Origin of the sequence: Streptomyces luteosporeus (genome assembly GCF_039532865.1) — a bacterium.
Taxonomy (GTDB): domain Bacteria; phylum Actinomycetota; class Actinomycetes; order Streptomycetales; family Streptomycetaceae; genus Streptomyces; species Streptomyces luteosporeus.
In genome coordinates this window covers 280,576-306,098 of sequence record NZ_BAAASL010000002.1, presented here as the reverse complement: position 1 = coordinate 306,098, position 25,523 = coordinate 280,576, and the positions used below count along the sequence as shown (strand labels likewise).

21 protein-coding genes and 4 tRNA genes are annotated in these 25,523 nt (G+C 73.5%); 6 read left to right on the top strand and 19 right to left on the bottom strand.

Annotation, left to right across the window (positions count from 1 at the left end):
• Positions 1-59 precede the first annotated feature (59 nt).
• Positions 60-1,568 carry an MDR family MFS transporter gene (locus tag ABD361_RS03485; protein WP_486387903.1) on the top strand — a complete coding sequence of 503 codons (1,509 nt, stop codon included), beginning with the start codon at positions 60-62 and terminating at the stop codon, positions 1,566-1,568.
• Between the two features lie 196 nt (positions 1,569-1,764).
• Here ABD361_RS03485 and ABD361_RS03480 read toward each other — a convergent pair whose 3' ends face one another.
• The 6 genes from ABD361_RS03480 to ABD361_RS03455 form a co-directional block, all read right to left on the bottom strand.
• The gene (locus ABD361_RS03480) at positions 1,765-2,589 is read right to left on the bottom strand and encodes a TetR/AcrR family transcriptional regulator (RefSeq protein ID WP_344433149.1); all 825 of its coding nucleotides are present in this window, start codon (positions 2,587-2,589) and stop codon (positions 1,765-1,767) included.
• A gap of 93 nt (positions 2,590-2,682) precedes the next feature.
• On the bottom strand, positions 2,683-4,206 hold the full coding sequence (locus ABD361_RS03475; RefSeq protein ID WP_344433148.1) for an MFS transporter: 1,524 nt from the start codon (positions 4,204-4,206) through the stop codon (positions 2,683-2,685).
• Between the two features lie 59 nt (positions 4,207-4,265).
• Entirely contained in the window at positions 4,266-5,066 is an 801-nt protein-coding gene (locus ABD361_RS03470; RefSeq protein WP_344433147.1) for a response regulator transcription factor, read from the bottom strand.
• Between the two features lie 148 nt (positions 5,067-5,214).
• Positions 5,215-5,288: transfer RNA gene (locus ABD361_RS03465), tRNA-Met, on the bottom strand.
• Positions 5,289-5,335: 47 nt separating this feature from the next.
• Positions 5,336-5,408: transfer RNA gene (locus tag ABD361_RS03460), tRNA-Arg, on the bottom strand.
• Between the two features lie 173 nt (positions 5,409-5,581).
• Positions 5,582-5,672, bottom strand: a tRNA-Ser gene (locus tag ABD361_RS03455).
• A gap of 218 nt (positions 5,673-5,890) precedes the next feature.
• Here ABD361_RS03455 and ABD361_RS03450 point away from each other — a divergent pair.
• Positions 5,891-6,373 (top strand): SSI family serine proteinase inhibitor, encoded by a 483-nt coding sequence (locus tag ABD361_RS03450; protein ID WP_344433146.1) that lies wholly within the window; start codon positions 5,891-5,893, stop codon positions 6,371-6,373.
• Between the two features lie 244 nt (positions 6,374-6,617).
• On the top strand, positions 6,618-11,279 hold the full coding sequence (locus ABD361_RS03445; RefSeq protein WP_344433145.1) for a PAS domain-containing protein: 4,662 nt from the start codon (positions 6,618-6,620) through the stop codon (positions 11,277-11,279).
• A 27-nt stretch (positions 11,280-11,306) separates the two neighbouring features.
• On the opposite strand, the gene ABD361_RS03440 is transcribed toward ABD361_RS03445, so the two are convergent.
• Positions 11,307-11,897, bottom strand: coding sequence for a TetR/AcrR family transcriptional regulator (locus ABD361_RS03440; RefSeq protein ID WP_344433144.1), 591 nt, complete (start codon positions 11,895-11,897; stop codon positions 11,307-11,309).
• A 110-nt stretch (positions 11,898-12,007) separates the two neighbouring features.
• Between ABD361_RS03440 and ABD361_RS03435 the strand changes: the two genes are divergently transcribed.
• Positions 12,008-13,255 carry an MFS transporter gene (locus tag ABD361_RS03435; protein WP_344433143.1) on the top strand — a complete coding sequence of 416 codons (1,248 nt, stop codon included), beginning with the start codon at positions 12,008-12,010 and terminating at the stop codon, positions 13,253-13,255.
• A 52-nt stretch (positions 13,256-13,307) separates the two neighbouring features.
• Here ABD361_RS03435 and ABD361_RS03430 read toward each other — a convergent pair whose 3' ends face one another.
• The 7 genes from ABD361_RS03430 to ABD361_RS03400 form a co-directional block, all read right to left on the bottom strand.
• On the bottom strand, positions 13,308-14,963 hold the full coding sequence (locus ABD361_RS03430) for a long-chain fatty acid--CoA ligase (RefSeq protein ID WP_344433142.1): 1,656 nt from the start codon (positions 14,961-14,963) through the stop codon (positions 13,308-13,310).
• Positions 14,964-15,103: 140 nt separating this feature from the next.
• A complete protein-coding gene (locus ABD361_RS03425; protein ID WP_344433140.1) occupies positions 15,104-15,646 on the bottom strand; it encodes a SigE family RNA polymerase sigma factor in 543 nt (180 codons plus the stop codon).
• 168 nt (positions 15,647-15,814) lie between these two features.
• Positions 15,815-16,639: a DUF1906 domain-containing protein gene (locus tag ABD361_RS03420; protein ID WP_344433139.1), complete on the bottom strand. Its 825-nt coding sequence runs from the start codon at positions 16,637-16,639 to the stop codon at positions 15,815-15,817.
• Positions 16,640-16,693: 54 nt separating this feature from the next.
• Positions 16,694-17,839, bottom strand: coding sequence for a lipid-transfer protein (locus ABD361_RS03415; RefSeq protein ID WP_344433138.1), 1,146 nt, complete (start codon positions 17,837-17,839; stop codon positions 16,694-16,696).
• Positions 17,836-18,246: a MaoC/PaaZ C-terminal domain-containing protein gene (locus ABD361_RS03410; protein ID WP_344433136.1), complete on the bottom strand. Its 411-nt coding sequence runs from the start codon at positions 18,244-18,246 to the stop codon at positions 17,836-17,838. The genes ABD361_RS03415 and ABD361_RS03410 overlap by 4 nt, the downstream gene beginning before the upstream one ends.
• On the bottom strand, positions 18,243-19,169 hold the full coding sequence (locus tag ABD361_RS03405) for a bifunctional MaoC family dehydratase N-terminal/OB-fold nucleic acid binding domain-containing protein (RefSeq protein ID WP_344433135.1): 927 nt from the start codon (positions 19,167-19,169) through the stop codon (positions 18,243-18,245). Before ABD361_RS03405 ends, ABD361_RS03410 begins: the two co-directional genes overlap by 4 nt.
• Positions 19,170-19,357: 188 nt before the next feature.
• The gene (locus tag ABD361_RS03400; protein ID WP_344433134.1) at positions 19,358-19,681 is read right to left on the bottom strand and encodes a hypothetical protein; all 324 of its coding nucleotides are present in this window, start codon (positions 19,679-19,681) and stop codon (positions 19,358-19,360) included.
• A 642-nt stretch (positions 19,682-20,323) separates the two neighbouring features.
• Here ABD361_RS03400 and ABD361_RS03395 point away from each other — a divergent pair.
• The gene (locus ABD361_RS03395) at positions 20,324-20,956 is read left to right on the top strand and encodes a GGDEF domain-containing protein (RefSeq protein ID WP_344433133.1); all 633 of its coding nucleotides are present in this window, start codon (positions 20,324-20,326) and stop codon (positions 20,954-20,956) included.
• 76 nt (positions 20,957-21,032) lie between these two features.
• Here ABD361_RS03395 and ABD361_RS03390 read toward each other — a convergent pair whose 3' ends face one another.
• Positions 21,033-21,446 (bottom strand): peptidoglycan-binding domain-containing protein, encoded by a 414-nt coding sequence (locus ABD361_RS03390; protein WP_344433131.1) that lies wholly within the window; start codon positions 21,444-21,446, stop codon positions 21,033-21,035.
• 302 nt (positions 21,447-21,748) lie between these two features.
• On the opposite strand from ABD361_RS03390, the gene ABD361_RS03385 reads away from it, so the two are divergent.
• Positions 21,749-22,660, top strand: a complete 912-nt coding sequence (locus ABD361_RS03385) for an SGNH/GDSL hydrolase family protein (protein WP_344433130.1) — start codon at positions 21,749-21,751, stop codon at positions 22,658-22,660.
• Between the two features lie 60 nt (positions 22,661-22,720).
• On the opposite strand, the gene ABD361_RS03380 is transcribed toward ABD361_RS03385, so the two are convergent.
• The 4 genes from ABD361_RS03380 to ABD361_RS03365 form a co-directional block, all read right to left on the bottom strand.
• Entirely contained in the window at positions 22,721-23,137 is a 417-nt protein-coding gene (locus tag ABD361_RS03380; RefSeq protein WP_344433129.1) for a phage tail protein, read from the bottom strand.
• A 112-nt stretch (positions 23,138-23,249) separates the two neighbouring features.
• The gene (locus ABD361_RS03375) at positions 23,250-23,504 is read right to left on the bottom strand and encodes a hypothetical protein (RefSeq protein ID WP_344433128.1); all 255 of its coding nucleotides are present in this window, start codon (positions 23,502-23,504) and stop codon (positions 23,250-23,252) included.
• A 288-nt stretch (positions 23,505-23,792) separates the two neighbouring features.
• Positions 23,793-23,879 (bottom strand) — tRNA-Ser (locus tag ABD361_RS03370).
• Positions 23,880-23,928: 49 nt separating this feature from the next.
• Positions 23,929-25,374 (bottom strand): S1C family serine protease, encoded by a 1,446-nt coding sequence (locus tag ABD361_RS03365; protein WP_344433126.1) that lies wholly within the window; start codon positions 25,372-25,374, stop codon positions 23,929-23,931.
• Positions 25,375-25,523 lie beyond the last annotated feature (149 nt).

The following is a 25,523-nucleotide window of genomic DNA, read 5'->3' as shown; positions in this document are numbered from 1 at the left end:
CACCAGCCGGTGTACGGGACGCCACCGGAGCAACCTCCCCCACCGCCGACGCCGCGCCCATGACGCACCGCCAGATAATGGAGGCGCTCTCCGGACTGCTGCTCGGCATGTTCGTGGCGATCCTCTCCTCGACGATCGTCTCGAACGCGCTGCCGGAGATCATCCACGACCTGCACGGCAGCCAGTCGTCGTACACCTGGGTCGTCACCGCGTCCCTGCTGGCGATGACCGCCTCGACCCCGCTGTGGGGCAAGCTCTCCGACCTGTTCAGCAAGAAGCTGCTGGTGCAGCTGGCGCTGGTCGTCTACGTGGCGGGCTCGGTCGTGGCCGGCCTGTCGCAGAACACCGGCACCCTGATCGCCTGCCGCGTCGTGCAGGGCATCGGCGTCGGCGGTCTGTCCGCCCTGGCGCAGATCGTCATGGCCGCGATGATCTCCCCGCGCGAGCGCGGCCGTTACTCCGGCTACCTCGGCGCGACCTTCGCCGTCGCCACCGTCGGCGGCCCGCTGCTGGGCGGCGTCATCACCGACACCGACTGGCTGGGCTGGCGCTGGTGCTTCTACGTCGGCGTGCCCTTCGCGATCATCGCGCTGATCGTGCTGCAGAAGACCCTCAAGCTGCCCGTGGTCAAGCGGGACGTGAAGGTCGACTGGCTGGGCGCCTTCTTCATCACCGCTTCCGTCACCCTGCTGCTGATCTGGGTCACCCGGGCCGGCAAGGGCAAGGACTACGACTGGATCTCGTGGCAGACCGGCGTCATGGTCGGCGGCTCGCTGCTGCTCGCGCTGCTCTTCATCCTGGCCGAGAGGCGCGCCGCGGAGCCGATCATCCCGCTGCGGCTGTTCCGCAACCCGACGATCGCGCTGTCCTCGCTCGCGAGCCTCTTCGTGGGTGTGGCGATGTTCGCCGGCACCGTCTTCTTCTCCCAGTACTTCCAGCTGGCGCGCGGTGAGTCGCCGACGATGTCCGGTGTGCTGACCATCCCGATGATCGGCGGCCTGTTCGTCTCCTCGACCGTCTCCGGCCAGATCATCACCAAGACCGGTCGCTGGAAGGCGTGGCTGCTCAGCGGCGGCGTGCTGCTGACCGCGGGCCTGGGCCTGCTGGGCACGATGCGCTACGACACCCCGTACTGGCACCTGGCGATCTACATGGCGCTCACCGGTCTGGGCATCGGCATGATGATGCAGAACCTGGTGCTCGCCTCGCAGAACCAGGTCGAGCCCAAGGACCTCGGCGCCGCCAGCTCCGTCGTCACCTTCTTCCGCTCCCTCGGCGGCGCGGTGGGCGTCTCCGTGCTGGGCGCGGTGCTCGCCAACCGGGTGCCGGACTACGTCCGCGACGGGCTGGTCAAGCTCGGCCCGAAGGCCGCGGCGGCCATGGGCCACGGCGGTACGTCCGGCGGCGGCATCCCCGACCTGAAGGCGCTGCCCGCCCCGCTGCGGACGGTCATGGAGAGCGCGTACGGCCACGGCATCGGCGACGTGTTCCTCTACGCGGCGCCGTGCGCGCTGATCGCGTTCATCGTGACGCTGTTCATCAAGGAGGTCGCGCTCAAGCGCGGCTGACGAGGGCTCCCGGTGCGGGGGCGTGCGCAAGGGCAGGGGACGGCCTGCACGCGCCTGCACCGGGCATGCGAAGTGCCGGGTACGCCACGGACGTACCCGGCACTTTGCGTTTCGCCTTCCGGCGACGCACGGCACTTCGTCTGCGGGTGCGTCGTGGCTTGTCGCGCAGTTCCCCGCGCCCCTGCGGGGCGTTCCGCTAGCTCTCCCGGCTCTCCGCCCCGGAGCGGTCGCGCAGGACCTCTATGCCGGCGATCACCGTCTCCAGGCCCATCCCGAAGTCGTGCTCCCACATCTGGGCGACGGTGCGCTCGCCGCGCTCCTCGACGAGCTCGGCGGCCTCCCGGTACTGCTCGGTGAAGTCCGTCCGTTCCGTGACGACCTGCATCACACGGGCGTAGTACTCGTCCTCACTGACCCCCGCCGCCCGGCAGCGCTCCACGTACAGCCCCTGCGTGGCGGCGAAGCCGTACGCGAACTGGAACACCGCCGAGATCGCCCCGGTCAGGGCGTGGGGCGCGACCCCGCTGCGCCGGATGACGGCCAGCGAGGTGTTCGCGAAGGTCATGGCCCGCGGCCCGATGTTGAGGTACTGCCCGAGCAGCTGCGGCAGCCAGCTGTGGGCCACCAGGGTGCGGCGGTACTGACTCACCAGGTCGCGCAGCTGGTCGCGCCAGTCGGCGCTCTCGTCGGCGGGGTCGGGCAGGGTGATCTCGCCCCACACCTCGTCGATCGCGAGCTCCAGCAGGTCGTCCTTGGTGTCGACGTACCAGTAGACCGACATCGCGGTCACGCCGAGCTCCGCCGCCAGGCGGCGCATGGAGAACTTCGCCAGGCCCTCGGCGTCCAGCAGCCGCACCGTGGCGGCCACGATCCGTTCCCGGTCGAGGGTGCCTTCGCCGCCCTGCCCACCCGATCGGCGCTTGGGGGCACCGTCCTGCTTGCCGGCCAGCCACACGCTGGTCCGCAAGGTGTCCGCGTCCTTGCGGCTGCCGCCCGCCATGCCGGCCCTCTTCCTCTTCACTGGAACGCTCCCCGTACCGGAATGCTACGGCCCGCCCCCGGCGGACCGAAGGGCCCGCCCGGGGCGGGCGTCGTCATGCTGTGCCCACCGCTGTCACGCTCCGGCCTGCTGCCGGCGCTCGGCCCGGCGCAGCAGGACGGCCGCGAGGGCACCACCCGCGAGGACGGCGGCGGCCCCCACCAGCTGGCTGGTCTGCACGCCCGTGGCGAAGGCGTCGGCGATCGCGGCGCGGTCGGCGGGCGTACGGGCGTGGGAGAGGGCGGCCGGCAGCGAGCCCGCGCCGGCGGCGACGGCCGGGACGAGGGCGGCGAAACGGGAGTTCAGCACGGCGCCCAGGACCGCGACGCCCAGGCCGTTGCCGCACTCCTGCAGCGTGCCGTTGACGCCGGCGCCGACGCCGGCCTTCTCCGGCGGGATCGCCGACATGATGGCGTTGGCCATGGCCGGCATGGACAGCGCGATGCCGCAGCCCATCAGGATCAGGCCCAGCAGCATGCCGCCGTAGCCGTGCGCCCCGAGGGTCGCTATGGCCGCGAGGCCGCCGGCCAGCAGGCCCATGCCGCCGGCGATGGCGAGCGGGGTGCCCACCTTGGGCAGCAGCCGGGCGCCCACGCCGGTGAGGTTGAGGACGACGATGACCAGGGCGAGCGGCGTCATGCGCAGACCCGTCTGCAGCGGGTCGTAGCCCAGGACGAGCTGCAGGTGCTGGGTGAGCAGGAAGAACGAGCCGCCCATGCCGAAGGCGACCAGGATGCCGCCGGAGACCGCGCCGACGAAGCGGCTGTTGCGGAAGAAGTGCATGTCCAGCATCGGGTACGGGCAGCGGCGCTCCCACAGCGCGAACGCGGCGAGCGTGACGAGGCCGATCGCGCCGGAGAGCAGCACCCGGCCGGAGGTCCAGCCGTGGCCGGGCCCGGAAATGATCGCGAAGACGACACCGGTCATGCCGATGGTGGACAGGATCGCGCCGGGCACGTCCGGCCGGTCGCCGGAGGGGTTCTTGGACTCGGGCACCCACTTGAGCACGGCCAGCAGACCGAAGACGGCCACCGGCAGGTTGATCAGGAAGATCGAGCCCCACCAGAAGTGGTTGAGCAGCGCGCCGCCGATCAGCGGGCCCGCGGCGAAGCCGAGGGAGCTGACGGCACCCCACAGGCCGATGGCCCTGGGCCGCTCCTCGTCGTCGAAGACCTGCACGATGACGGCCAGGGTGGTGGTCATCAGCAGCGCCCCGCCGACGCCCATGCCGGCGCGGGCGGCGATCAGCTGGCCGGTGCTCTGCGCGAGACCGGCGGCCAGCGACCCCAGCCCGAACAGGGCGAGGCCGGTGACCAGCATCTTCTTGCGCCCGTAGCGGTCGGCGGCATTGCCCGCGGTGAGCAGCAGGCCGGCCTGGACCAGCGAATAGGCGTTGATCATCCACTGGACGTCGGCGGTCGAGGCCCCCATCTCGCTGGTGAGGGAGGGGATCGCGACGGTGAGCACGGTGTTGTCCAGCAGCACGGTGAGCTGCGCGAGACAGATGACGGCGAGCACGGCCCAGCGGGTGGGGTTCCGGTGCGGCGCGGCGGTGGGTTGCGGTGTCCGTTCGGTCTGGCTGTCGGTCTGCGCCGGCATGCGGGGTCCCCCTTGTACGGTGTACGAGCGCGATTGCTCGTACACCGTACAAGACCGAGCTATACGCTGTACATCGCTTTTTTGGCGGGCCTCGCCCCCGGCCCCGCGGGCCTCGCCGCGAGGACGGGTTCGGCGGGCTTGATGAGGTAGCCCGCGCCGCGGCGGGTGTGGATCATCGGCGGGGCATCGGCCTCGATCTTGCGACGCAGGTAGGAGATGTAGAGCTCGACGACGTTGGCCCGGCCGCCGAACTCGTACGACCACACGCGGTCGAGGATCTGCGGCTTGCTCAGCACCCGCCGTGGGTTGCGCATCAAGAAACGCAGCAGCTCGAACTCGGTGGCGGTCAGGCGGATCTCCCGGCCGCCGCGGAAGACCTCACGGCTGTCCTCGTCCAGCACCAGATCCCCCACCACCAGCACCGACCGGCCGCGGGCGGCCAGCGAGGGCGAACGGCGCAGCAGCCCGCGCAGCCGGGCCACGACCTCCTCCATGCCGAACGGCTTGGCCACCCGGTCGTCCCCGCCCGCCGTCAGCCCGGCGAAGCGCTCGCCGCCCGGGTCCTTCGGGGTCAGGAACAGCACCGGCAGCCCCGGCCGTTCACTGCGCAGCCGGGCCGGCAGCTCCTGCGCGTCCGCGCCGGCGAGGGCCACGTCCAGGACGACGGCGTCCGGCCGGAACTCCGCGGCCGCCGCGGCCGCCGCACCGGCAGCGGCCGACCGCACGTGCCAGCCCTCGTAGCGCAGGGCGAGGCAGAGCAGTTCGGTGAGCGCCGGCTCGTCGACGACGACCAGGACGCGCACGGGGGATCCGTCGTCGTGCAGCAACTGGGTGCGCCCGGTGGGCGAGGCGGTGGTCATACCGCCGATGGTGGGAGCGCCGGGTGAGAGTGGCCTTGCGGCACTCTGTGAATCCTCTGAGAATCGCCCGCCCTGGCCGCCCCGCCTGCCCGGGCATACGGAAATGCCACAGGGCCGGTACGAGAACGTACCGGCCCTGTGGCCACAGTAGCGGGGACAGGATTTGAACCTGCGACCTCTGGGTTATGAGCCCAGCGAGCTACCGAGCTGCTCCACCCCGCGACGGTCGAGAAGACGGATCCAGAAACTGGGGACCGACGACTCGGCTGTGCGCTCGGCAGGATTCGAACCTGCAACCTCTTGATCCGTAGTCAAGTGCTCTATCCGTTAAGCTACGAGCGCTCGGCTTCCCGGCCGTTTTCCTGGCCGGTCGGCGTTGCGGGAACAACATTACATGAACCTCGCCGCCAGACGAAATCCATTGCCCGGACCCCACCTGACCTGCGAAAACGCGCCCCAGGTGATCGAAAAAGCCCCGGCCGTCGAATCGACGACCGGGGCTTTCCCGTGTGCTGCGGAGGCGGAGGGATTTGAACCCTCGATGGGCTTTAAGGCCCAAACCGCATTAGCAGTGCGGCGCCATAGACCGGACTAGGCGACGCCTCCAGCTCACCCGCGCGTACACGGATGTCGCGTGCAGATGATGACACAGCCTTGCGGCCCGCCACCAATCGCACCCCTACGGTACCGGGCGACGGGTGCCTCGGGCAAAGGCGTTCGCGGCGCGCAACGCGGGGCGCTCCGGGGCGTTAGTGCGGGTGAGGGGTCCGGCCGGGGTTCCGGCCGCCCGGCCCCGCCGTCGCCCGCACCCCAGGAGTACGCGCATGTCGCTCCGCCCGCTCCGCCGCCCGGCCCGCACCGCCGCCGTCCTCCCGGCCCTGGCCTCCGCCCTCCTCGCCGCCCCCGGCGCCACCGCCGCCCCGCTCCCGCCGGCCGGACTCGACCGCGAGGACCACCTGACGATCACCGTCGCCGACGGCGTCCGGCACGGCGCGCACTACGAGCTGTACTGCCACCCCGCCGGCGGCACCCACCCGCGCGCCCGCGAGGCCTGCGACCAGCTCGACGGCCAGACGACCTGGGCCAAGGACCCCTTCGCCCCCGTACCGGCCGGCGAGATGTGCACGATGATGTACGGCGGCACGCAGCGCGCCCACGTCACCGGCACCTGGGCCGGGCGGCCGGTCGACGCCGAGTTCAACCGCACCAACGGCTGCGAGATCGCCCGCTGGAACCGGTTCTCCCTTCTGTTCGGGGACTCGAAGGGCTTGCCGAAGAAAACCGCCGCGCAAACATTCCGGAAGTGACCCCGACGCCCCCGACGTCCCCACGAAGGCGGACACGAGGGGCATGTCCGGCCTGCCCGCAACGCTCCTGAGGGGTCCCCCGGACCCCCTCGGCACACCCGTCATCACACCCGTCATCCGCAGTAGCGCCCGCCACGGCAGCCCGTAGACTTCCCCTCGATGACATGCCCGGGCGCGGTACGAAGCGGTACGAACCCGCCCCGAGCGGTCGGCAAGCAGCGGTAACCAGGGAGGAAGCGTCGTCGTGAGCAGCAGGCCATCCCGAGGCGCTGCTCGCCTCGCAGCCATACTCGACGCGCTGCCGGACGCCCTGCTGCTCGTCAACTGCAACGGCACGGTCGTCAACGCCAACCACATCGCGCTCGAAACCTTCGAGGTGCCCGGCACCGGACTCGTCGGACGCGGCCTGCTCGACCTCCTCCCCGAGTTCGACTCCCGGCGCATCCCCGGCGGCCTGCGCCCCCCGCGCGCCGAAGCCGACGGCGGACGCACCAAGCCCACCCGCATGATCGCCCGGCGCACCGACGGCACGCAGTTCCCCGTCGAGGTCACCAGCGCCAACCTCGAGGACGGCCGCACCCCCTACGCCGAACCCAACGGCTCCTACGACGACGAACTCCTCATGCTCGTCGTCCGCGACCTCACCGGCACCCTCGACACCGAGGCCGAACTCGCCCGCCAGCAGCGCCAGACCGAGATGATCCTGCGCGCCGCCGCCGAAGGCGTCGTCGGCGTCGACACCGCCGGCAAGGTCGTCCTCGTCAACCCCTCCGCCGCCCAGATCCTCGGCTACCGCGCCAGCGACCTCGGCGGCCGCGAGCTCCACCCCCTCATCCACCACTCCCGCCCCGACGGCACGCCCTTCCCCTTCGAGGAATCGCCCATCGCCGACACCCTGCGCTCCGGGCGCAAGCACCGGGTGCGCGGACAGGTCCTGTGGGCCAAGGACGGCCGGGCCGTCCCCGTCGACCTCACCACCGCACCCGTGCGCGACGGCGAACAGCTCGTCGGCGCCGTCATGACCTTCACCGACCGGCGCCCCTACGACGCCCTCGCCGCCCGCCACCAGCAGCTGCTCGGCCTCGTCGAATCCTCCCTGCGCGGCCCCCTCGAGCAACTCCGCGCCGAACTCGGCACCCTCGCCGACGACCCCGCCGGCCAGCTCTGGCCCGAGGCCAACCAGATCCTCCACCACCTCGCCGCCGGCTACGGCCGGATGGCCACGCTCGTCGACAACGTCCTCGCCTACCAGCGGCTCGACGCGGGACAGGACGACCTCGACCGCGAAAGGGTCTCCCTCGACGACGTCGTCTCCGCCGGCGTCGAAGGCGCCGTCGACCTCATCGGCCCCGGCCGCGCACAGTTCGCGGTGCACGCACCCGCCATCGAGGCCGAGATCGACCCCACGCGGTTCGCCCAGGCGCTCGCCCACCTCATCGCCGACGTCGCCGGCGTCGACGCCACCGGCAACTCCCCCGCCGGCACCGCCCGCACCGGCGACTCCACGATCGTGGTCGCCGCCGCGCAGCGCGGCGACGTCGTCCGCATCGAGGTCCGCGGCCCGCACCCCGGCGGCGACCCCGTCCACGGCCCCCTCGTCCGCGGCATCGTGCGCCGGCACGGCGGCGTCCTGCAGACCCACGACGTACCGGGCGCGGCGGGCGGCCGCGCATACGTCCTCGAAGTACCCCTCTCGGCCGAGGCGGGCCCCGTCCCGCCCCCGGCGGACCGGCGCGGCCCCGACACGGAGAATCTGACGACGGTCATGCCGCTGCCGACCCAGCGGGGCCGCGGCACGGCGCCGTCGGCGCCGAAGGCGCCGGACCCGGCGCCGGGCACGGGCGGCACCCCGGTTGCGGGGGGCCCTGCCGGGAGCCCTGCGGGCGGCGAGGCGGTCCGCGGCGCGGGCCCCGGCGCGGCGCCGGACGGCGGGAACGGCTTCCCGGCTCCGGCGGGGCCGGCGGGTGACGGCGCGGGCCGGGGCCGCGGTACGGCGGGCGGCCCGAACGGCTTCCCGGCTCCGGCGGGGCCGGCGGGTGACGGCGCGGGCCAGGGCCGCGGCGCGGCGGGCGGCCCGAACGGCTTCCCGGCTCCGGCGAATGACGGCGCGGCCGACGGCCGGAACGGCTTCCCGGCTCCCGCGGGGCCCGCAGGTGACGGAGCGGCCCACGGCCGCGGTGCGGGCGGCGGCCCCAACGGCTTCCCCGTACCGGCCGGTGAGGGCGCGGGCCAGGCGCCCCGCGCGGCGGGTGGCCCCAACGGCTTCCCCCTGCCCGCGGGGCCGGCGGGTGACGAGGCGGGCCGGGGCCGCGGAGCGGCCGGCGGGCCGAACGGTTTCCCCGTTGCGGCGGGTGACGGCACTGCCCCGGTGGCCGACGGGCACGGCAACGGCTTCCCGGCCCCGACAGGTGACAGCGCAGGCCAGGGCCCGGGCGCGGCCGGCAGCCAGAACGGCTTCCCGGCTCCCGCGGGGCCTGCAGGTGACGGCGCGGCCCACGGCCGCGGTGCGGTCGGTGGCCCGAACGGCTTCCCCGTACCGGCGGGTGACGGCGCGGGCCAGGCGCCCCGCGCGGCGGCCGGCCCCAACGGCTTCCCCCTGCCGGGGATTCCCACGGGTGACGGCACGGCCCCGGGGGCCGATGGACACGGCAACAGCTTCCCGGCCTCGACAGGCGACGGCGCAGGCCAGGGCCGCGGTACGGCGGCCGGCCCGAACGGCTTCCCCGTACCGGGGATTCCCACGGGCGACGGCACGGCCCCGGGGGCCGACGGGCACGGTACCGGCCTCCCCGGCCCCGGGCTTCCGCCCGGCGACGGCCCGGCCCCGCGTGCCGGCCGGCATGGCAACGGCCCGACGGGCGGACCGAACGGCTTCCCCGTTCCGGCAGGGCCGGCGGGTGACGGCACGGCCAGCGGCCCGAACGGCTTCCAGGCCCCGGTGGGGCCTGCGGCCGACGGCGCGGGGGCGCCGGACGGCGGCCCGGTCCCGCGTGCCGGCCGGCACGGCAACGGCCCGGCGGACCCCGCAGGTGGCGACGCCGGCCCGGGTGCCGGTGCACCGAACCGCTTCCCCGTTCCGGGGAACCCCGCGGGCGACGGCGTGGGTACGCCGGAGGGCGGTCCGGCCGGCCGCGGGCGGCGGCGCAGCGGGGGCGATGCCCCGGGCGGGGATGATCGGCGCGGCGGCTTCGAGGGCCCCATTGCGCTGCCCGGCGCCGCGGGCCCGCACGGCGGGTTCGACGATGCTGCAGCTCCGTTCGAAATGCCCGGCGCGCCGCGACCCGTTCCGGCGCCCGGCGACGTCCGGGCCGCCGGTGACAACGGCTCCGACGGGCCGCAGGCCACCGGCACCGACGCCGACGTACCCGGCAAGGCTGCGGCCCCGGCTCCGGCCCCTGGCCCGGAGAGCGGTCCTGCGGACCACGAGGCATTCGGCGCCACCGGCGCCGGTGGGCGGCCCACGGGGCGGCGGCGGGGGCCGGCGCGGCCCGAGGTGGAGGAAGAGCAGGGCGGCAGCGGCCTCGTGCCGGCGCAGTCCGCGCCCACCGGGCGGCGGGCGCGGCGGGACGCGGCGCCGGAGGCCGTGGACGCGGCGGAGGCGCCGACGGGCCGGCGGGCGCGTCGGGCCTTGGCCGAGGCCGTGCCGGAGGCGCAGATTCCCGGCCAGGCGACGGCCGAACCCGCGGTGGAGCGCACGGCGTTCGCCATGCCGCCGGCCGACGGCCCGGCGCAGGGCGGCGCGGACCCGGCGGAGTTGTACGACCTCGCCGGGGCGTCCGTGCCGCCGGCGCAGCCCACGGGGCGGCGCCGGGCGCGGCGGGCGCTCGCCGAGGAGCCCGGTGCGTCCGTGCCGCCGGCGGTGACGCCCGCGGCGCGGCCGATCAGTGTGCGCACGCTGGGTCAGGGCCCGGGTGCGGGTGACACGCCGGCGGCGGGGACGCCCACGGCCGGTTCGGGCCGGCGCCGCAGGCTGGCGAACCCGGCCGAGGGCGACCGTGAGGCCCAGGCCCAGGCGGCGGCCGCGGCGGCGCCGGTGCGGCCGCAGCCGCTGGGTTCGCCGGAGGGCAAGGCGTTCGCGGTCGGGGCGCCGGACGAGGGTGCCGAGGGCCCGGAGCCGCTGGACGGTCCGGACGGTGCGGTCGAGGTCGTGGAGGCGGTGCGGCCGCCGATGGACGACGAGCTGCCGCCGGAGCCGCTGGACAATCCGCGCCGCCTGCTGGTGTGGCCGGCGCCGGACGAGGCGACGGAGAAGGCGCTGACGGAGCGCGGCTACCGTCCGGTGATCGTGCATTCGCGCGAGGAGGTGGACGAGCAGAAGGCCGCGTATCCGGCCGCGCTGTTCGTCGATCCGCTGACGGGTCCGATCACGCGGACGGCGCTGCAGTCGCTGCGGGAGGCGGCGACCGCGGCGGAGGTGCCGGTGCTGGTGACGGCGGGGCTGGGGCATGCGACGCGGGAGGCCGCCTACGGTGCCGATCCGGCCGTTCTGCTGAAGGCGCTGGCGCCGCGGGACAGCGAGATGCATCCGCCGCGAGTGCTGCTGATCGAGGAGCACGAGCCGATCGCGAACGCGCTGACGGCGACGCTGGAGCGGCGCGGCATGCACGTGGTGTGCGGGGCGACGGATTCGGAGGCCGTACAGCTCGCGGGCCAGACCCGGCCGAACCTGGTGGTGATGGACCTGATGCAGGTGCGCCGCCGGCGCGCCGGCATCGTGGACTGGCTGCGCGGCAACGGCGTGCTGGGCCGTACGCCGCTGGTGGTGTACACCTCGGCCGACATCGACCCCGCGCAGCTGCCGCGGCTGGCTTCGGGCGAGACGGTGCTGTTCCTGGCCGAGCGCTCGACGAGTGCGGACGTGCAGGGGCGGATCGTCGACCTGTTGGCGAAGATCGGCACCAACTGACCGCCACGGCGCCCCTGACGGGGCGCCCTAGCCGCCCGTGCCGCTCGTGATGCGGTGGGCCGCCGTCCGTACGGAGGCGCGCAGGCGTTCGACGTCCTCGTCGCGTTCGCCGACGATGATGCGGCGCATCTGCGGCTGCACGGTCGGCCAGGAGGCCAGCGCGATCATCATGAACAGCAGGTCGGCGGGCGGGATCCGGTCGTCGATGACGCCCTTGGCCTGGGCCTCGGCGAAGGCGGCGACCTTGCCCTCGTAGTGGCGGCGGCGTTCGGCCTCGTGCGGTATGCCGCCGGTGCCGTACTCCAGGCCCTCCCAGAAGACGAGCCTGATGAGCTCGGGGTGGGCGGCGTGGTACTCCATGAGCCGGTCGATCCAGCCCTCGGGGTCCTCGGCGTCGACAGGGTTGGCGGCGGCGAGTTCGATCAGGCGCTTTTCGAGCACCTGGGAGAAGAGCTCGGCCTTGTTGCCGAAGTAGGCGTAGATCAGCTGCTTGTTCGCCCGGGCCTCGCGGGCGATGCGGTCGATGCGGGCGCCGGCGATGCCGAAAGCGGCGAACTCGGCGGTGGCCGCTTCGAAGATGCGGGCCTTGGTGGCCTCGGGATCCCTGACTCCTGCCATGGGAACAGAGTAACCAACTATTTGGTTGACAGCGCTTGTACGTGCCTGCCACATTCATGTCGACCGTCACAACCAACCAGTTGGTTACGCCTCAGGGGGAGCGCCGCCCAATGCCGACCACCACCCCGGCCACCGCCACAGCCACAGCCACAGCCAGGGGGACGACGCCGTCCGCGCCCGTCCGCCCGGGCCGCAGCTCCGGCACGCTGCTCGCCGTCATCGCGCTGTGCACCGCCGTCACCGCGGCGAACATCTACCTCGCTGCACCGCTGCTGCGCCTCATAGCCACCGACTTCGGCACCACTCCCGAGGCGGCCGGCTGGATCGCCTCCGTGGCCCAGCTCGGTTACGCCGTCGGCCTGCTGCTCTTCGCCCCGCTCGGCGACACCGCCGACCGGCGGCGGCTCGTCGGCGGGCTGTCCGCCGTGGCCGGCGCGGCCCTGGTCGCCGCCGCCCTCGCGCCCGGGCTGCCGGCGCTCGCCGCCGCGATCCTCGTCTCCTGCGCCGCGACGGTCGTCCCGCAGCTGCTCGTCCCGCTCGTCGCCGAGCGCGCCCCCGCCGAGCGGCGCGCGCGGCACGTGGCCGCCGTGGTGGCCGGCCTGTTCACCGGCATCGTCGCGGCCCGGGTGGTCGGCGGCCTGGCGGGCCAGGCGTTCGGCTGGCGGGCGGTGTTCTGGGGGGCCGCGGCACTGACCGTGGCGGTCGGCCTGCTCACCGCCCTCATGCTGCCGGCGGAGACCCGGCCGCGGCGCTCCGGCAACCCGCTGCGCGGCATCGCCGCGCTGCCCGGCCTCTTCCTCTCCTCGCCGCAGCTGCGCGCCGCGTGCCTGCGCCAGGCCGGGCTGTTCGGGTCCTGGAGCGCCCTGTGGACCTCGCTGACGCTGCTGCTGACCGACGAGTCCGGTCCGTACCGCGTCTCGCTCGGCACCGCCGGGCTCTTCGGCCTCTTCGGTCTCGTCTCCACCGCGGTCGCGCCCGTCTCCGGCACCCTCGTCGACCGCTTCGGGCCGCGCCGGGTCGTCGCGGTCGCGTACGGGGCGAGCGCGCTGGCCGTACCGCTGTTCCTGCTCGGCGAGCACATGATGGCGGCGCTGTGCGCGGGGGCGGTGCTCATCCACGCCGGGCTGATGGCCGGTCAGGTGGCCAACCAGACGCGGGCCCTGGGCGCCACGGAACGCCCGGCGGTGGCCAACACCGCCTACGTCGTCGCCGCGTTCATCGGTGGCGCGGCGGCGTCGGCGCTGGCCGGGCCGGCGTTCGGCCGGTGGGGCTGGGCGGGCGTGTGCGCGATCGCGGCGCTGTGGGTGACCGTCGGCTGGACCGGCGGCGCGCTCGCGGAACGGCGCGTGCGCGCCTGACCGAGGGGCCCGGGGCCCGGGGCGAAACCCCAGGTCCCGGGCCCTTCGGGGGCTACCCGCCCAGGACCGTCACCACCAGATCCCCGTCCGCGTACTGCTTGCGCAGCACCTTCTTGTCGAACTTGCCCACCGACGTCTTCGGCACCGCAGCCACCGTCGTCCACCTCTCCGGCAGCTGCCAGCGGGCGACGCGGTCGCCGAGGAAGGCGCGCAGGCCCTCGAAGTCGGCGGAGGCGCCGTCGCGCAGGACGACGGCGGCCAGGGGGCGCTCGCCCCACTTCTCGTCCGGCACGCCGATCACGGCGGCCTCCGCGATCCCGGGGTGGGCCATCAGGTGGTTCTCCAGCTCGACGGAGGAGATCCACTCGCCACCGGACTTGATCACGTCCTTGGCCCGGTCGGTGAGCGTCAGGAAGCCGTCGGGGCTGATCACGCCGACGTCGCCGGTGCGCAGCCAGCCGTCCGGGCTGAACTTGTCCTCGGGACGCTGCGGTTCGCCGTCCGCTCCCCCGTGGTACGCGCCCGCGATCCAGGGGCCGCGGACCTCCAGCTCGCCGGCCGACCGGCCGTCCCAGGGCAGCACCTCGCCGCCCGGGCCCACCAGCCGCGCCTCGACGGAGGCCGGCACCCGGCCCTGGGTGATCCGGTACGGCCAGGCCTCCTCGGCGTTCAGCCCGGCCGGCGGGTAGGCGACGGTGCCGAGCGGGGAGGTCTCGGTCATGCCCCAGGCCTGCACGAGCGTGAGGCCGAGCTTCTCCTCGAAGTCCTTCATCAGCGAGGGCGGGCACGCCGAACCGCCGCTGATCACGGTGCGCAGCGAGGAGACGTCCCGCGGCTTGGCCACGAGCTCGGCCAGCAGCCCCTGCCAGATGGTGGGCACGCCCGCCGTCACGGTCGGCCGCTCGGCCTCGATCATCTCCGCGAGCGGGGCCGGCTGCAGGAAGCGGTCCGGCATCAGCAGCGACGACCCGGCCATGAAGGCCGCGTGCGGCAGCCCCCAGGCGTTCACGTGGAACATCGGGACCACGGGAAGACACACCTCGGCGGGCGTCAGGCCGAAGGACGCCGCCGCGTTGACCTCCATCGCGTGCAGGTAGACCGAGCGGTGGCTGTAGACCACGCCCTTCGGCTCGCCGGTCGTGCCGGAGGTGTAGCACAGCGCCGCGGCCTGTCGCTCCTCCAGCTCGGGCCACGGGTACGCGTCGTCCGGGTGCCCGGCGATCAGCTCCTCGTACGCGTGCACCTGCGGCCGGCAGCCGGCCAGGACGGAGGTGTCGCCGGCGCCGGAGACGACGACGTGCTCGACGCACTCCAGGTGCGGCAGCAGGGGTGCGAGCAGCGGCAGCAGCGAGCCGCTGACGATGACGACGCGGTCGGCGGCGTGCCGGACGATCCAGGCGAGCTGCTCGGCGGGCAGTCGCAGGTTGAGGGTGTGGAGGACCGCGCCCATGGAGGGGATGGCGAGGTACGCCTCCAGGTGGTCCCCGTTGTTCCACATGAGGGTGCCGACCGGTTCGCCCTCGCGCACGCCGAGGCCGTGCAGGGCGTGGGCCAGGCGCGTGGCGCGGCGTCCGACCTCGGCGAACGTGCGCCGCTCCGGTGCGCCGTCACCCGTCCAGGTCGTGACCTTCGCGCCGGCGTGGACCGTCGACCCGTGGGCCAGGATCCGCGTGACCGTGAGCGGTACGTCCTGCATCGTGCTCTGCACCGGGGCCTCCCGACTGGTGCGCGCGTCGTCGCGCGAGGGGCAGTTCCCGGTGATTCTGCTGGGGTGTCCGGCGGTAAGTCACTAGCCGGAAGCAACGACTCCGACACATTCCGTTGACGAAGGCCGCTGATCCTTTGCGATTACGCGGCGTACGCCAGCTCCGGGTCCTCGCGGAGCTTGCCCAGCGCCCGCGAGACCGCGCTCTTGACCGTGCCCACCGAGACGCCGAGCAGCTCGGCGGTCTGCACCTCGGTCATGTCCTCGTAATACCTGAGGACGACCATGGCCCGCTGGCGGTCCGGCAGCCGGTGCACCGCGCGCCACATCGCGTCGCGCAGCGCCTGCTGCTCGGCGGGGTCCGCGGCCGCGGTCGCCTCGCGCTCGGGGAGCTCCTCGCAGGGGTACTCGTCGATGCGCCGCTTGCGCCACTGCGAGGTGCGGGTGTTCACCAGCGCCCGGCGGACGTAGCCGTCGAGGGCGCGGTGGTCGGCTATGCGGTCCCAGGCCAGGTAGGTCTTGGTGAGCGCCGTCTGCAGCAGGTCCTCGGCGTCGCACGGGTTCGAGGTCAGCGAACGGGCGGTGCGCTGCAGCACCGGGCCGCGGGCCCGGACGTAGGAGGAGAACGACGGGTACACGGCGGCGGTGGAGGCGCTGGTGCACACGGACGTCGAGGTCACTGTCATGCCCTCAACGCTAGGAGCGCGGGCGCCTCCGGCGTATCGGCCGGAGGTGCCGAAGCGCGGTCAACCTCAGGTCGTAGCCGTGGGGGTGTCCCCACCTCCTGGAGGGGGAGGAGCGAACGACGTAAGGCGCGGCCGGACGGAGATCGTACGAAGATACGAGGAATCGATTCAGTGGATGATCGCCACGGGAGCGTCGATCGCGTTGCGGTCGATGGTCAGCTTCCGGCCACCGTACGTCTCGCTCACGTTCCCGGCGTACTGGTGGATGCGGCGGTGCGGCTGCCAGGCCCCCGGGGGCAGGACGCGCTCGTGATCGGTGGACGCCGGCACCTTCCAGCGCGCGAACCACAGCACGTCCGGCAGGTCGTCCAGCCCGTCCCGGCGCGCCAGCACCATGTGCCGTACGCCCGACTCGGCGCTGCTGTAGAGGCCGGGGATGTAGCCGTGGCGGTCGACCGTCGCGCTCCAGGCGCGGATGAAGTCCAAGGTGGCGCCGCCGCAGTCCTCGTCCTTGTAGTCGTACGCCTCCATGTCCAGGTAGAGCGCGCTGCCGGGGGCGATGCCCAGGTCGGCCGCGGTGTCCACGGCGTCGCGGCCCTCGTCGACGCCCTGGTCCTCGGGGTAGTCGCCGATGGGGTAGTACCGCTTGCTGGTCGCCCGCGCGCACGGCGACTGCGAGCCGACGTACACCGGCAGCACCCGCCAGCCCAGGTCGCGGGCGCCGGTGAGCCAGCGGTGGCTGAGGTAGTGCTGGTTCGGGCAGGCGCGGGCCCGCCCGGCGTAGTAGACGCCGACGGCCCCGTACGGGGAGGTCTCCCCCCAGGCGCTGAGGGTGGTCAGCGGCGGCGCCTGGCAGGTGTCGAAGCCCTTGCCCCGGTAGACGACGGGCCGGGTGTCCGGGACGACGTCGCCCGGCGCGGCCGCGGCCGGCACCTGGGCGACTGCCGCCAACAGGGCGACGAGATATCCGATGATCTTTCTCCGTCGGTACATAACGGCGAGCCTGGGCGCCGTGCGGGGCGGGCCCGCGCTGACACGCCCGGCCGTTCATCCGTCTGCGCCGAGAATGAGCCCCGACGTGGGAACACCGCTTCCGGCGGTGACGAGCACGCGTCCGGCACCCGGCACCTGGTTCGCGGACGTGCCGCGCAACAGCCGTACGCCCTCGGCGATGCCGTTCATCCCGTGCAGGTACGCCTCGCCGAGCTGGCCGCCGTGCGTGTTGACCGGCAGCGCGTCCGCCGCGAGGAACGCACCGCCCTCGCCCGGGCCGCAGAAGCCGAACTCCTCCAGCTGCATGAGGACATGGGGCGTGAAGTGGTCGTACAGAACGGCCGCGTCGACGTCCGCCGGCCGCAGCCCGCTCGTGCGCCACAACCGCTCGGCCACGACGCGCGACTCGGGCAGGCCGGTGATGTCCTCGCGGTAGAAGTTCGTCATCTGCTCCTGCCCGCGCGCCGCGCCCTGCGCGGCAGCGAGCACGACGGCGGGCGGATGCCGCAGCGTACGGGCCCGTTCGAGGCCGGTGAGGACGAGCGCCTGCCCGCCGTCGGTCTCCTGGCAGCAGTCCAGCAGCCGCAGCGGCTCCACGATCCAGCGGGACGCCGCGTGCTCGGCGAGGGTCAGGGGCCGGCCGTGGAAGTACGCCGCCGGGTTGCGGGCCGCGTGCCGGCGCGCGGTGACGGCGGCGTGTCCGAACACCTCCGGTTCCAGCCCGTGGACGTGCAGGTAGCGGCGCGCCTGCAACGCCGCCCAGGACGCCGGCGTGAGCAGCCCGTACGGCATCCCCCAGCCCAGCGCCACGCCCTCGGCGGAGGGCGCGCGCCGCGTGAGGCCCGCGCCGAAGCGGCGGCCGGACCGCTCGTTGAACGCCCGGTAGCAGACGACCACTTCCGCCGTGCCCGAGGCCACGGCAAGGGCCGCCTGCAGCACGGTCGCGCAGGCGGCACCACCGCCGTAGTGGACGCGGGAGAAGAAGGACAGCTCCCCCATGCCGGTGGCCTGGGCGACGGCGATCTCGGGGCTGGTGTCCATGGTGAACGTCACCAGGCCGTTGACGTCGGCCGGCGCGAGGCCGGCGTCGGCAAGGGCGGCGCGCACGGCCTCGGCGGCCAGGGCCAGTTCGCTGCGGCCGGAGTCCTTGGTGAAGGCGGTGGCACCGATGCCGGCGACGGCGACGCGGCGGCCGCTCACGGGGCACCCCCGGGGGCGGGCAGGGCGAAGGCGAGGGTGGCGGTGCCGGTGACGTGACGGCCGAGGCTGTTGGTGCCCGTGAAGGTGACGTCGGCGGTGCGTTCGTCGTCACATGTGGAGGTAATTATTCCGGTCAAGGTGAGGGTGTCACCGGGGTAGTTGGGCACGCCCAGGCGCACGGCGAGGCGGCGCAGGACGGCGCCGGGACCGAGGCGCTCGGCGAGGTAGCGGCCCACCAGACCCTGGGTGGTCAGGATGTTCATGAAGATGTCCGGCGCCCCCGCGGCGCGGGCGGCCTCGGCGTCGTGGTGCACGTCCTTGAAGTCCCGCCCGGCGAGCGCGCCCGCGACGATCAGGGTGCGGGTGACGGGGACGGAGAGGGGCGGCAGCTCGTCGCCGGGCTTCACGGGGCGTCCTGGCGGCGGGCGCGGAAAAAAGGCAGCTGCTGGGCGTCCCCGGGGCCGTACGCCCGCGCGAACTCCAGCTCGACCGGCATGCCGATGCGCAGGTCCGCGGGCCCGGCGCCGGTGATATTGCTGATCATCCGTACGCCTTCGGCGAGTTCGACCAGGCCGACGGCGTACGGCGGCGCGAAGGCCGGGTGCGGGGGATGGTGCACGACGACGTACGAATGCACCGTGCCGGCGCCGGACGCCTCCTCCGTCCCCCACCGGTCCGAGCCGCAGTCCGGGCAGCCGGGGCCCCAGGGGAAGCGCAGGCGGCCGCAGGCCGTGCAGCGCTGCAGGAGCAGCCGGCTGCCGGCCACGCCCTCCCAGAAGCCGGCGTTGTCGCGGTTGACGACGGGGCGGGGGCGCCGGGAGGCGTCCGCGGTTGGTTGTGGGTGGTACTTCAGGATGCGGAAGCGGTGCGTGGCGGCCGGCTCGCCGTTCGCGCGGATCTCGGTACGGGTGGTGACGAAGTGGCCGGTGCCGAGGCTTGTGGTCTTGCGCGGCGAGATCTGTTCGATCACGGAGTCGAAGGTGATCACGTCGCCGGGGCGCAGCGGCCGCAGGTACTCCTGCTCGCAGTCGGTGGCCACGACGGCGGTGCAGCCGGCGGCGTCCAGCAGGGCGAGCAGCTCGCCGTACGCGGCGGAGCGGCCCGCACCCGGGGCATCGGCGCCGGCGGGGCCCGGCATGATCCACGCCTGCAGCATGGCGGGCGGGGCGATGGCGGCCGGCCCGCCATGGGCGGGGCCGGGGTCGCTGTGGCCCATGACCTCGCACCAGTGCCCGATCATGGCGGTGTTCACCGGGTACCGGCCGGTGCCGGAGGCGGCGGGGCACCCTTCGTAGGACCGCAGGCGGGCGAACAGGTCGTCGTCGCTCACGAGTTCTGACTGTCCGTCAGGTGCTGGCGGCTGTCAAGGCGTGGGTGAGGGGCGGGGTCGGGCGGGGCGGGCAGCCGGCACAACGCCGCGCGGCGGCACCGGAGTGCCGCCGCGCGGTTCGTACTGACCCAGTCCCCTCTCACCACATCACCCTGCTGTCACCCCCGGGGCGCGGGGGGCCGCAGGGCTCACCACATTCTGGTGAAGGTGATCCTGATGTTCTCCTGCTGGATCACGTTGTGCCCGTGCTGCCCGGGACTGAGGATGCTGGCGGTGTTCGCCTGTGCCGTGGCGCCCGCACCTGTCGCGAGCTGCTGCGTCGTGGTGCTGTTGCCGTGGTTGCTCCCCCCGACGCCGCTGCCCACGATGTCGGCGGCAGCCGCGTTCGCGCCGCGGTTGGCCAGCTGGCCGTGGTCGTCGGCCGTGGCGACGCCGGCGAAGAGCAGGGCGGCCATCGGCAGGGCGGTCAGGGCGGCGAAGATGCGGGCGGCTGCAGTGCGGGTGCTTGCCATGTCACTTCCTCCAGACGGAACTACTCGATCGTGCCCAGCGGTTGGCCGGCCGCTGCGGCGATTTGTCGACGTCGCGACTCCAGACTTGCCCACCGAATCCACACCGAACCCACCGACTCTCCGCATTCCCTCTCAAGCATGAGATTCCCGACCTAAACACTGACCCCATGGAAACGCCGCGCACCGACGCCCTCTCGGCCCGCTCTCGTCCCATGCGCACCAAGAGGTGAACCGTTTCGGCAGTGCCGGCCCGCGACCGGGGAAACTCCCCCGGATCGCCCATCGGTTTCGGCCCAACTGCCCCCGAAAAACGTCTTTTCGCTTCACCTCGAAGGTGACGGACCGGCTCCGCGCCGCCGGAAACGGGGACCTCCAGCAATGACGGCCCGGTCCACCGCCCGCCCCTGTCGGCCGCTCACGGCCGCAGGCCCCGCGACGGCGCGACCGGGCCGCCGCTCGGCCGCGCCGTCACCTGCGACCCGGCTGCCATCGGGACTCGCAGGCATCCCAACTGACACTGCAGTCCCTCGACTTACCTCGTTGATCCCTCGTACCACCGCACCGTTCGTCCATCACACCGCCGCGCGGCCGTGCCCACCGGTCCCGTACCGACCGACCGTCGACCGCACAGGAAGGTGTCCGATGAACCTCATAACCCAGGCCCTGCCCGTTGCCCTCCCCACCCTCGGCTGGGCCGCCCACGCGCTCGTCCTCCTGCGCCGGCTGCGGACCGCCCGCACCGACCGGCTCACCGGGCTGATGCGGCGCGAGGAGTTCACGCCCCGCGCCCTGCGGGCGCTGCGGCATCCGCACGCCGCCGTACTGCTGCTCGACCTCAACGGCTTCAAGCAGATCAACGACACCCACGGCCACGAGGCCGGCGACCGGGTCATCGCAGCCGTCGGCCGGCGCCTGGCCGCCTGGTGCAAGGAACGCGGCGGCTTCGCCGCGCGCCTGGGCGGCGACGAGTTCACCGCACTGGTCCGGCTGGCGCCGGAGGCCGACCACGACGCCGAGATGCGCTGCCTGTCGGCCCGGCTGTCCGCCCCGCTCGACGCCGGAATCGTCACCCTCGCGCCCCGCGCCTCCATCGGCCTGGCCCACACGGCCGACCACCCCGGCGCCGGGCTCTCCGACCTGCTGCGCGGCGCGGACGAGGCCATGTACGCGGCCAAGCGACGCGGCATCCCGTGGCAGCCGGCCCGCCCCGCCGCCACCCGCACCCGGCGCCCGAGCCTGACGCTGCTCACGCCGGTGTGGCGCAAGGCGTCGTGACCGGTGCTCCGGCATGCCGACGACCCGGCCGTCCCCAACCGGCCGGGTCGTCGCTGCCTGCGCTGTTGCTGCTGCGTCAGTCGAGGCGGGTGTGGACGTACATGCCACCGAGGCCGGAGTCGCTCGGGATGAGGGAGGTGCAGTAGCCGTTCAGGCCGCCGTAGTACTGGTCGCCGTAGGCCAGCAGGTAGTCGCCGGTCCGCGGGCCGACGACGCCGTCGCTGTCGAGGCCGACGAAGCTCTGGTACCAGCGCACCTGGGCGTCCGTCCGCGGGCCCCACTTGCCGTCCTCGGAGACCTGGGCCCGGCCCACCTTGGCGGCGATGCTGTTGACCTGGTGCTGCACGCACCACACGGCGGAGCCGGAGGTGGTGTAGCCGTAGCCGACGTAGCCCGCGCCCTCGGCGGCGTTGGCGGTGCCGCCCAGTCCGCCGGCGACCAGGGCGGCGGCGCCGACCACGAGACCGGCCTTGGCCGCGTACTTCTTCAACACTTTCGTGTCCCCCGTTCGTTGAGTTGATCTTCACGGAGGACGGTACGTCCTGATCTGCCCATGCCAGAAGCGGGGACGGCCTCCCGGACGCCCCTGATGCGCCGCCGGCCCCGTCCGGTGACAGCCGTGACCGGACCGAGACGTTCCAGGCCCCCTTCGTCAAGCCCGGCGTCCCGGCCGTCCTGCGTCCGATATCCGGTCACAAGCGTCCGCCACGCCGGACGCGTGATTGACGCCCTCCCCACCGGCCCCGAGTCTGTCGCCCGCGACGGACGACCCGTTCCTGCCGAGGAGGACCCATGCTCCGCACCGCACGCAGCAGGCTGCGATTAACCCTGGCCGCCCTGGGCACCGCCGCCGCCCTGGCCGCCGGCTTCCTCACGCCCGCAACCGCCACCGCCGCCCCCGGACCCGGCGCCCGGAGCGCCCGCTACGTCGCCCTGGGCGACTCCTTCACCTCGGGCCCCTCCATCCCCACCCAAGTGAACGTGACCTGCGGCCGCTCGAACGCCAACTACCCGTCGCTCCTGAAGGAATGGCTGGGCATCACCCGCTTCACCGACGCCAGCTGCGGCGGGGCCGTCACCCAGGACATGTGGCGATCCCAACCGGGACGCCCCGGCACCACGCCCCAGCTCGACGCGATCGACTCGTCCACCACTCTGGTCACGCTGGGCATCGGCGGTAACGACATCGGCTTCGGCGAGGTCATCTTCCGTTGCTCCCACGCCTGGCCGAAGCCCGTCCCCACCGACAACCCCTGCCAGCGCTACTTCACCGGCAGCGGCACGGACGCGCTGGAAGAGCGCATCGAACAAACCGCACCGAAGGTCGCCGACATCCTCAAGGGCATCCACCAGCGCGCCCCGCACGCCCGGATCGCCGTCGTCGGCTACCCCGCGGTGATCGGCGACGACATCGCCGGCTGCCGCACCTCCCTGCGCATCGCCGACGGTGACATCCCCTACCTGCGCGGCGTGATCCGCCACCTGAACGCCATGCTCCGCCGCCAGGCCGTCGCCCACGACGCCCTCTACGTCAACACCAACGCCACCACGGCGGACCACGACGCCTGCCGCCCCTTCGAGGACCGCTACGTGGAAGGCCTCTACACCCGCCCCGAACGCCCCGCCATCCCCGTCCACCCCAACGCCGACGGCGAACGCGCGATGGCCCTGGCAGTCGTCAAAACCCTGATCCTCGGCTCCTGACCCACCCCCGTCCCGGGCGGCTCCTGCGGCTCGGGACGCCCGGGACGGGGGCCGCCGCGGTCACTCGACAGCGACGTCCTCACACACGATCGTGACCGTCTCGATCGCGGCCTCGGTGCCGGCAGCGTCCAGTTCCGGCCCGGTCCAGCTCTTGGCCCAGGCGTTCGTCAGATTGAGGCGCCTCACAGGCTCCTTCCTCGCATCGAAGTACGTGATCGCAACGTCCTGTCGCGCGCCGTCGAGGTCGCCCTTGTCCTGCGACGCCTTCACCCAGTCGACGAACGCCTCGCTCTGGTCCATCGGCCGGGACAGCGTGATCTCCTGCGCCCGCCCGGGGCCGGGCTGCTCCTGCAAGACCGGTTTCGTCTCGACCGCATCCGCGCCCAGCACCAGACCCTCGACGCTCTGAAAGGTAGCCACCTGGAACTTGCCCAGAGCAACGGCGAAGTGGTTCACCGTAAAGGTGTCACCCAGCACGAATCCGATCCCCTCTCGTGAGCCTCCGGTCGCCGGAGCATCCCCGCGGGGCCCCGGGACCATGCCCCACCCCGCACACGGCAACACGAACGGGTCTGCGAGCGCGGGACGACTAGGGCATGTCCGGGCGCAGCACGGCACTCCGTCCGCGGGCGCGTCGTGGCTTGTCGCGCAGTTCCCCGCGCCCCTTACGGGGCGCCGTGGTGCCGGCCGGAGCGGCCTTTGCCTTGCGCTCGTTGGTCATGGCCGTGAAGACGGCCACCGCGGTCAGCACCGGCGCACTGGCGGCCAGGAGGCCGCCGGCGGCCGAGCCGCCGCAGGGCGTCACACCGGGCAGCGCAACGGTCGCAGCTCCTGCGAACAGCACGACTCCGAGAGCGCCTACGGCCTTACCGTTCCGCATGGATTCCCCTCACAGCAACTGCGTGCAGCTCACGCCGGCGGCCAGGGCCAGGGCGACCACGGCCAAGAGCCAGAAGTACCACCGTGGAAGATCGCCCCTCGACTTCCTGAGCACCATTCCGGCCACCGGTATCAGGATCGCCAGAATCGCGAGTGCGGTAACGAGGGCGCGCATCACATTCCGTTCGGAGAGGTCCGGTGCGGCAGGTACCAACGCGAAAGGGGCGCCCCGGCCGGGCGCCCCTTCTGGTTGCGGAGGCTGAGGGATTTGAACCCTCGGTGACATCGCTGCCACGACGGTTTTCAAGACCGTTCCCTTAGGCCGCTCGGGCAAGCCTCCCCGCGTCGGCCGGCCTGCGGCGACGCGGGAGTAGCCTACCGGGTGCCGGTCAGTTGTCGCCGCGGCGTTCGCCGAGGACGATCTCGGTCGTGGCCGTCTTGCCGTCGCGGACGTAGGTGACGGTGACCTTGTCGCCGGGCTTGTGGGTCCAGATCTCGCTGATCAGCGTGGGGCCGCTGTCGATCAGGGTGTCGTCCAGCTTCGTGATCACGTCGCCCGGCTTGAGGCCGGCCTTGTCGGCCGGGCCGCCCGGGGTGACGGAGGGGGCGCCGCCGCCGGCGCTGGGGGCGATGCGGGCGCCGCCGCCGGAGTCCTTCATGTTCACGGTCGCCGAGATGACCGGGTAGATCGGGGTGCGCTCCTTGATGAGCTGCTCGGCGACGCCCTTGGCCTGGTTGATCGGGATGGCGAAGCCGAGGCCGATGCTGCCGGCCTGGCCCTGGCCGCCGAAGCCGCCGGTGCCCGCGGACTGGATGGCGGAGTTGATGCCGATGACGGCGCCCTGGGCGTTGAGCAGGGGGCCGCCGGAGTTGCCGGGGTTGATGGAGGCGTCGGTCTGCAGGGCGCTCATGTACGAGGCCTGGCCGCTGCCGCCGCCGTCGCTGGAGGCCACGGGGCGCTTCTTGGCGCTGACGATGCCCGTGGTGACCGTGCCGGAGAGCCCGAAGGGGGCGCCGATGGCGACGGTGGCGTCGCCGACGGCGGTCTTGTCGGAGTCGCCGAGCGGGAGGGGGTTGAGCTTGGCGCCGGAGGGGTTCTTCAGCTTGATGACGGCGACGTCGTAGCCCTGGGCGCGGCCGAGCACCTCGGCGTCGTAGGACTTGCCGTCGGAGAAGGTCACCGACAGCTTGCCGCTGTCGGCGGCCGAGGCGACGACGTGGTTGTTGGTGAGGATGTGGCCCTGCTTGTCGTAGACGAAGCCGGTGCCGGTGCCGCCCTCGCCGTTGTTGCCCTGCGCCTCGATGGTGACGACGCTGGGCAGGGCCTTGCTCGCGATGTCGGCCACGGAGCCGGGCGTACGGCTCTCGGTCTTGGGGTCGCCGGAGGCGGAGACGGTGGTGGAGTTGTCGCCGCTGTGCTGCGCCGCCCAGTAGCCGATGCCGCCGCCGATGCCGCCCGCGACGAGGGCCGCGGCGAGCACGGCGGCCACGAGGCCGCCGGCGCGGCCGCGCCTGGGCGGCGGGACGGGGGCGCCCCAGGGGGCGGCCGCCTGGTACGGGGGCGGCGCGTCGGCACCGCCGTACCAGGCGCCGCCGGCGGCCGGGGCGCCGAGGGGGACGCCGGTGGCGGTGTGCGTGGCGGCGGCGTCCGGTTCGCCGGCGGCGCTCGGGTTCGGGGCCGGGGCCGGGGCCGGGGTCGGGGGCGTCTGCGGTACCGGCGGGAGCTCGGTCGTACCGTCGCCGGCGGGCGGGGCGGCCGGGGGCGGGGACGTCGGAGACTCCGGTCGCGGCTCGGCCGCGGGCGGAACGGCGGCGCCCTCGTTCTCGGTGCTCACAGTCGTCTCCTCCATCGGTGATCGTCGGACGGACCGCCGGATGGCCCTACCCATCAGGTGCACGTCATTACAGCGTGTCCGGTAACAGCCTTTCCCATCGCACGTCAGACCGCCGTAAGCGGAGCCTGTGACGTCCGTGGAGGTCCTTA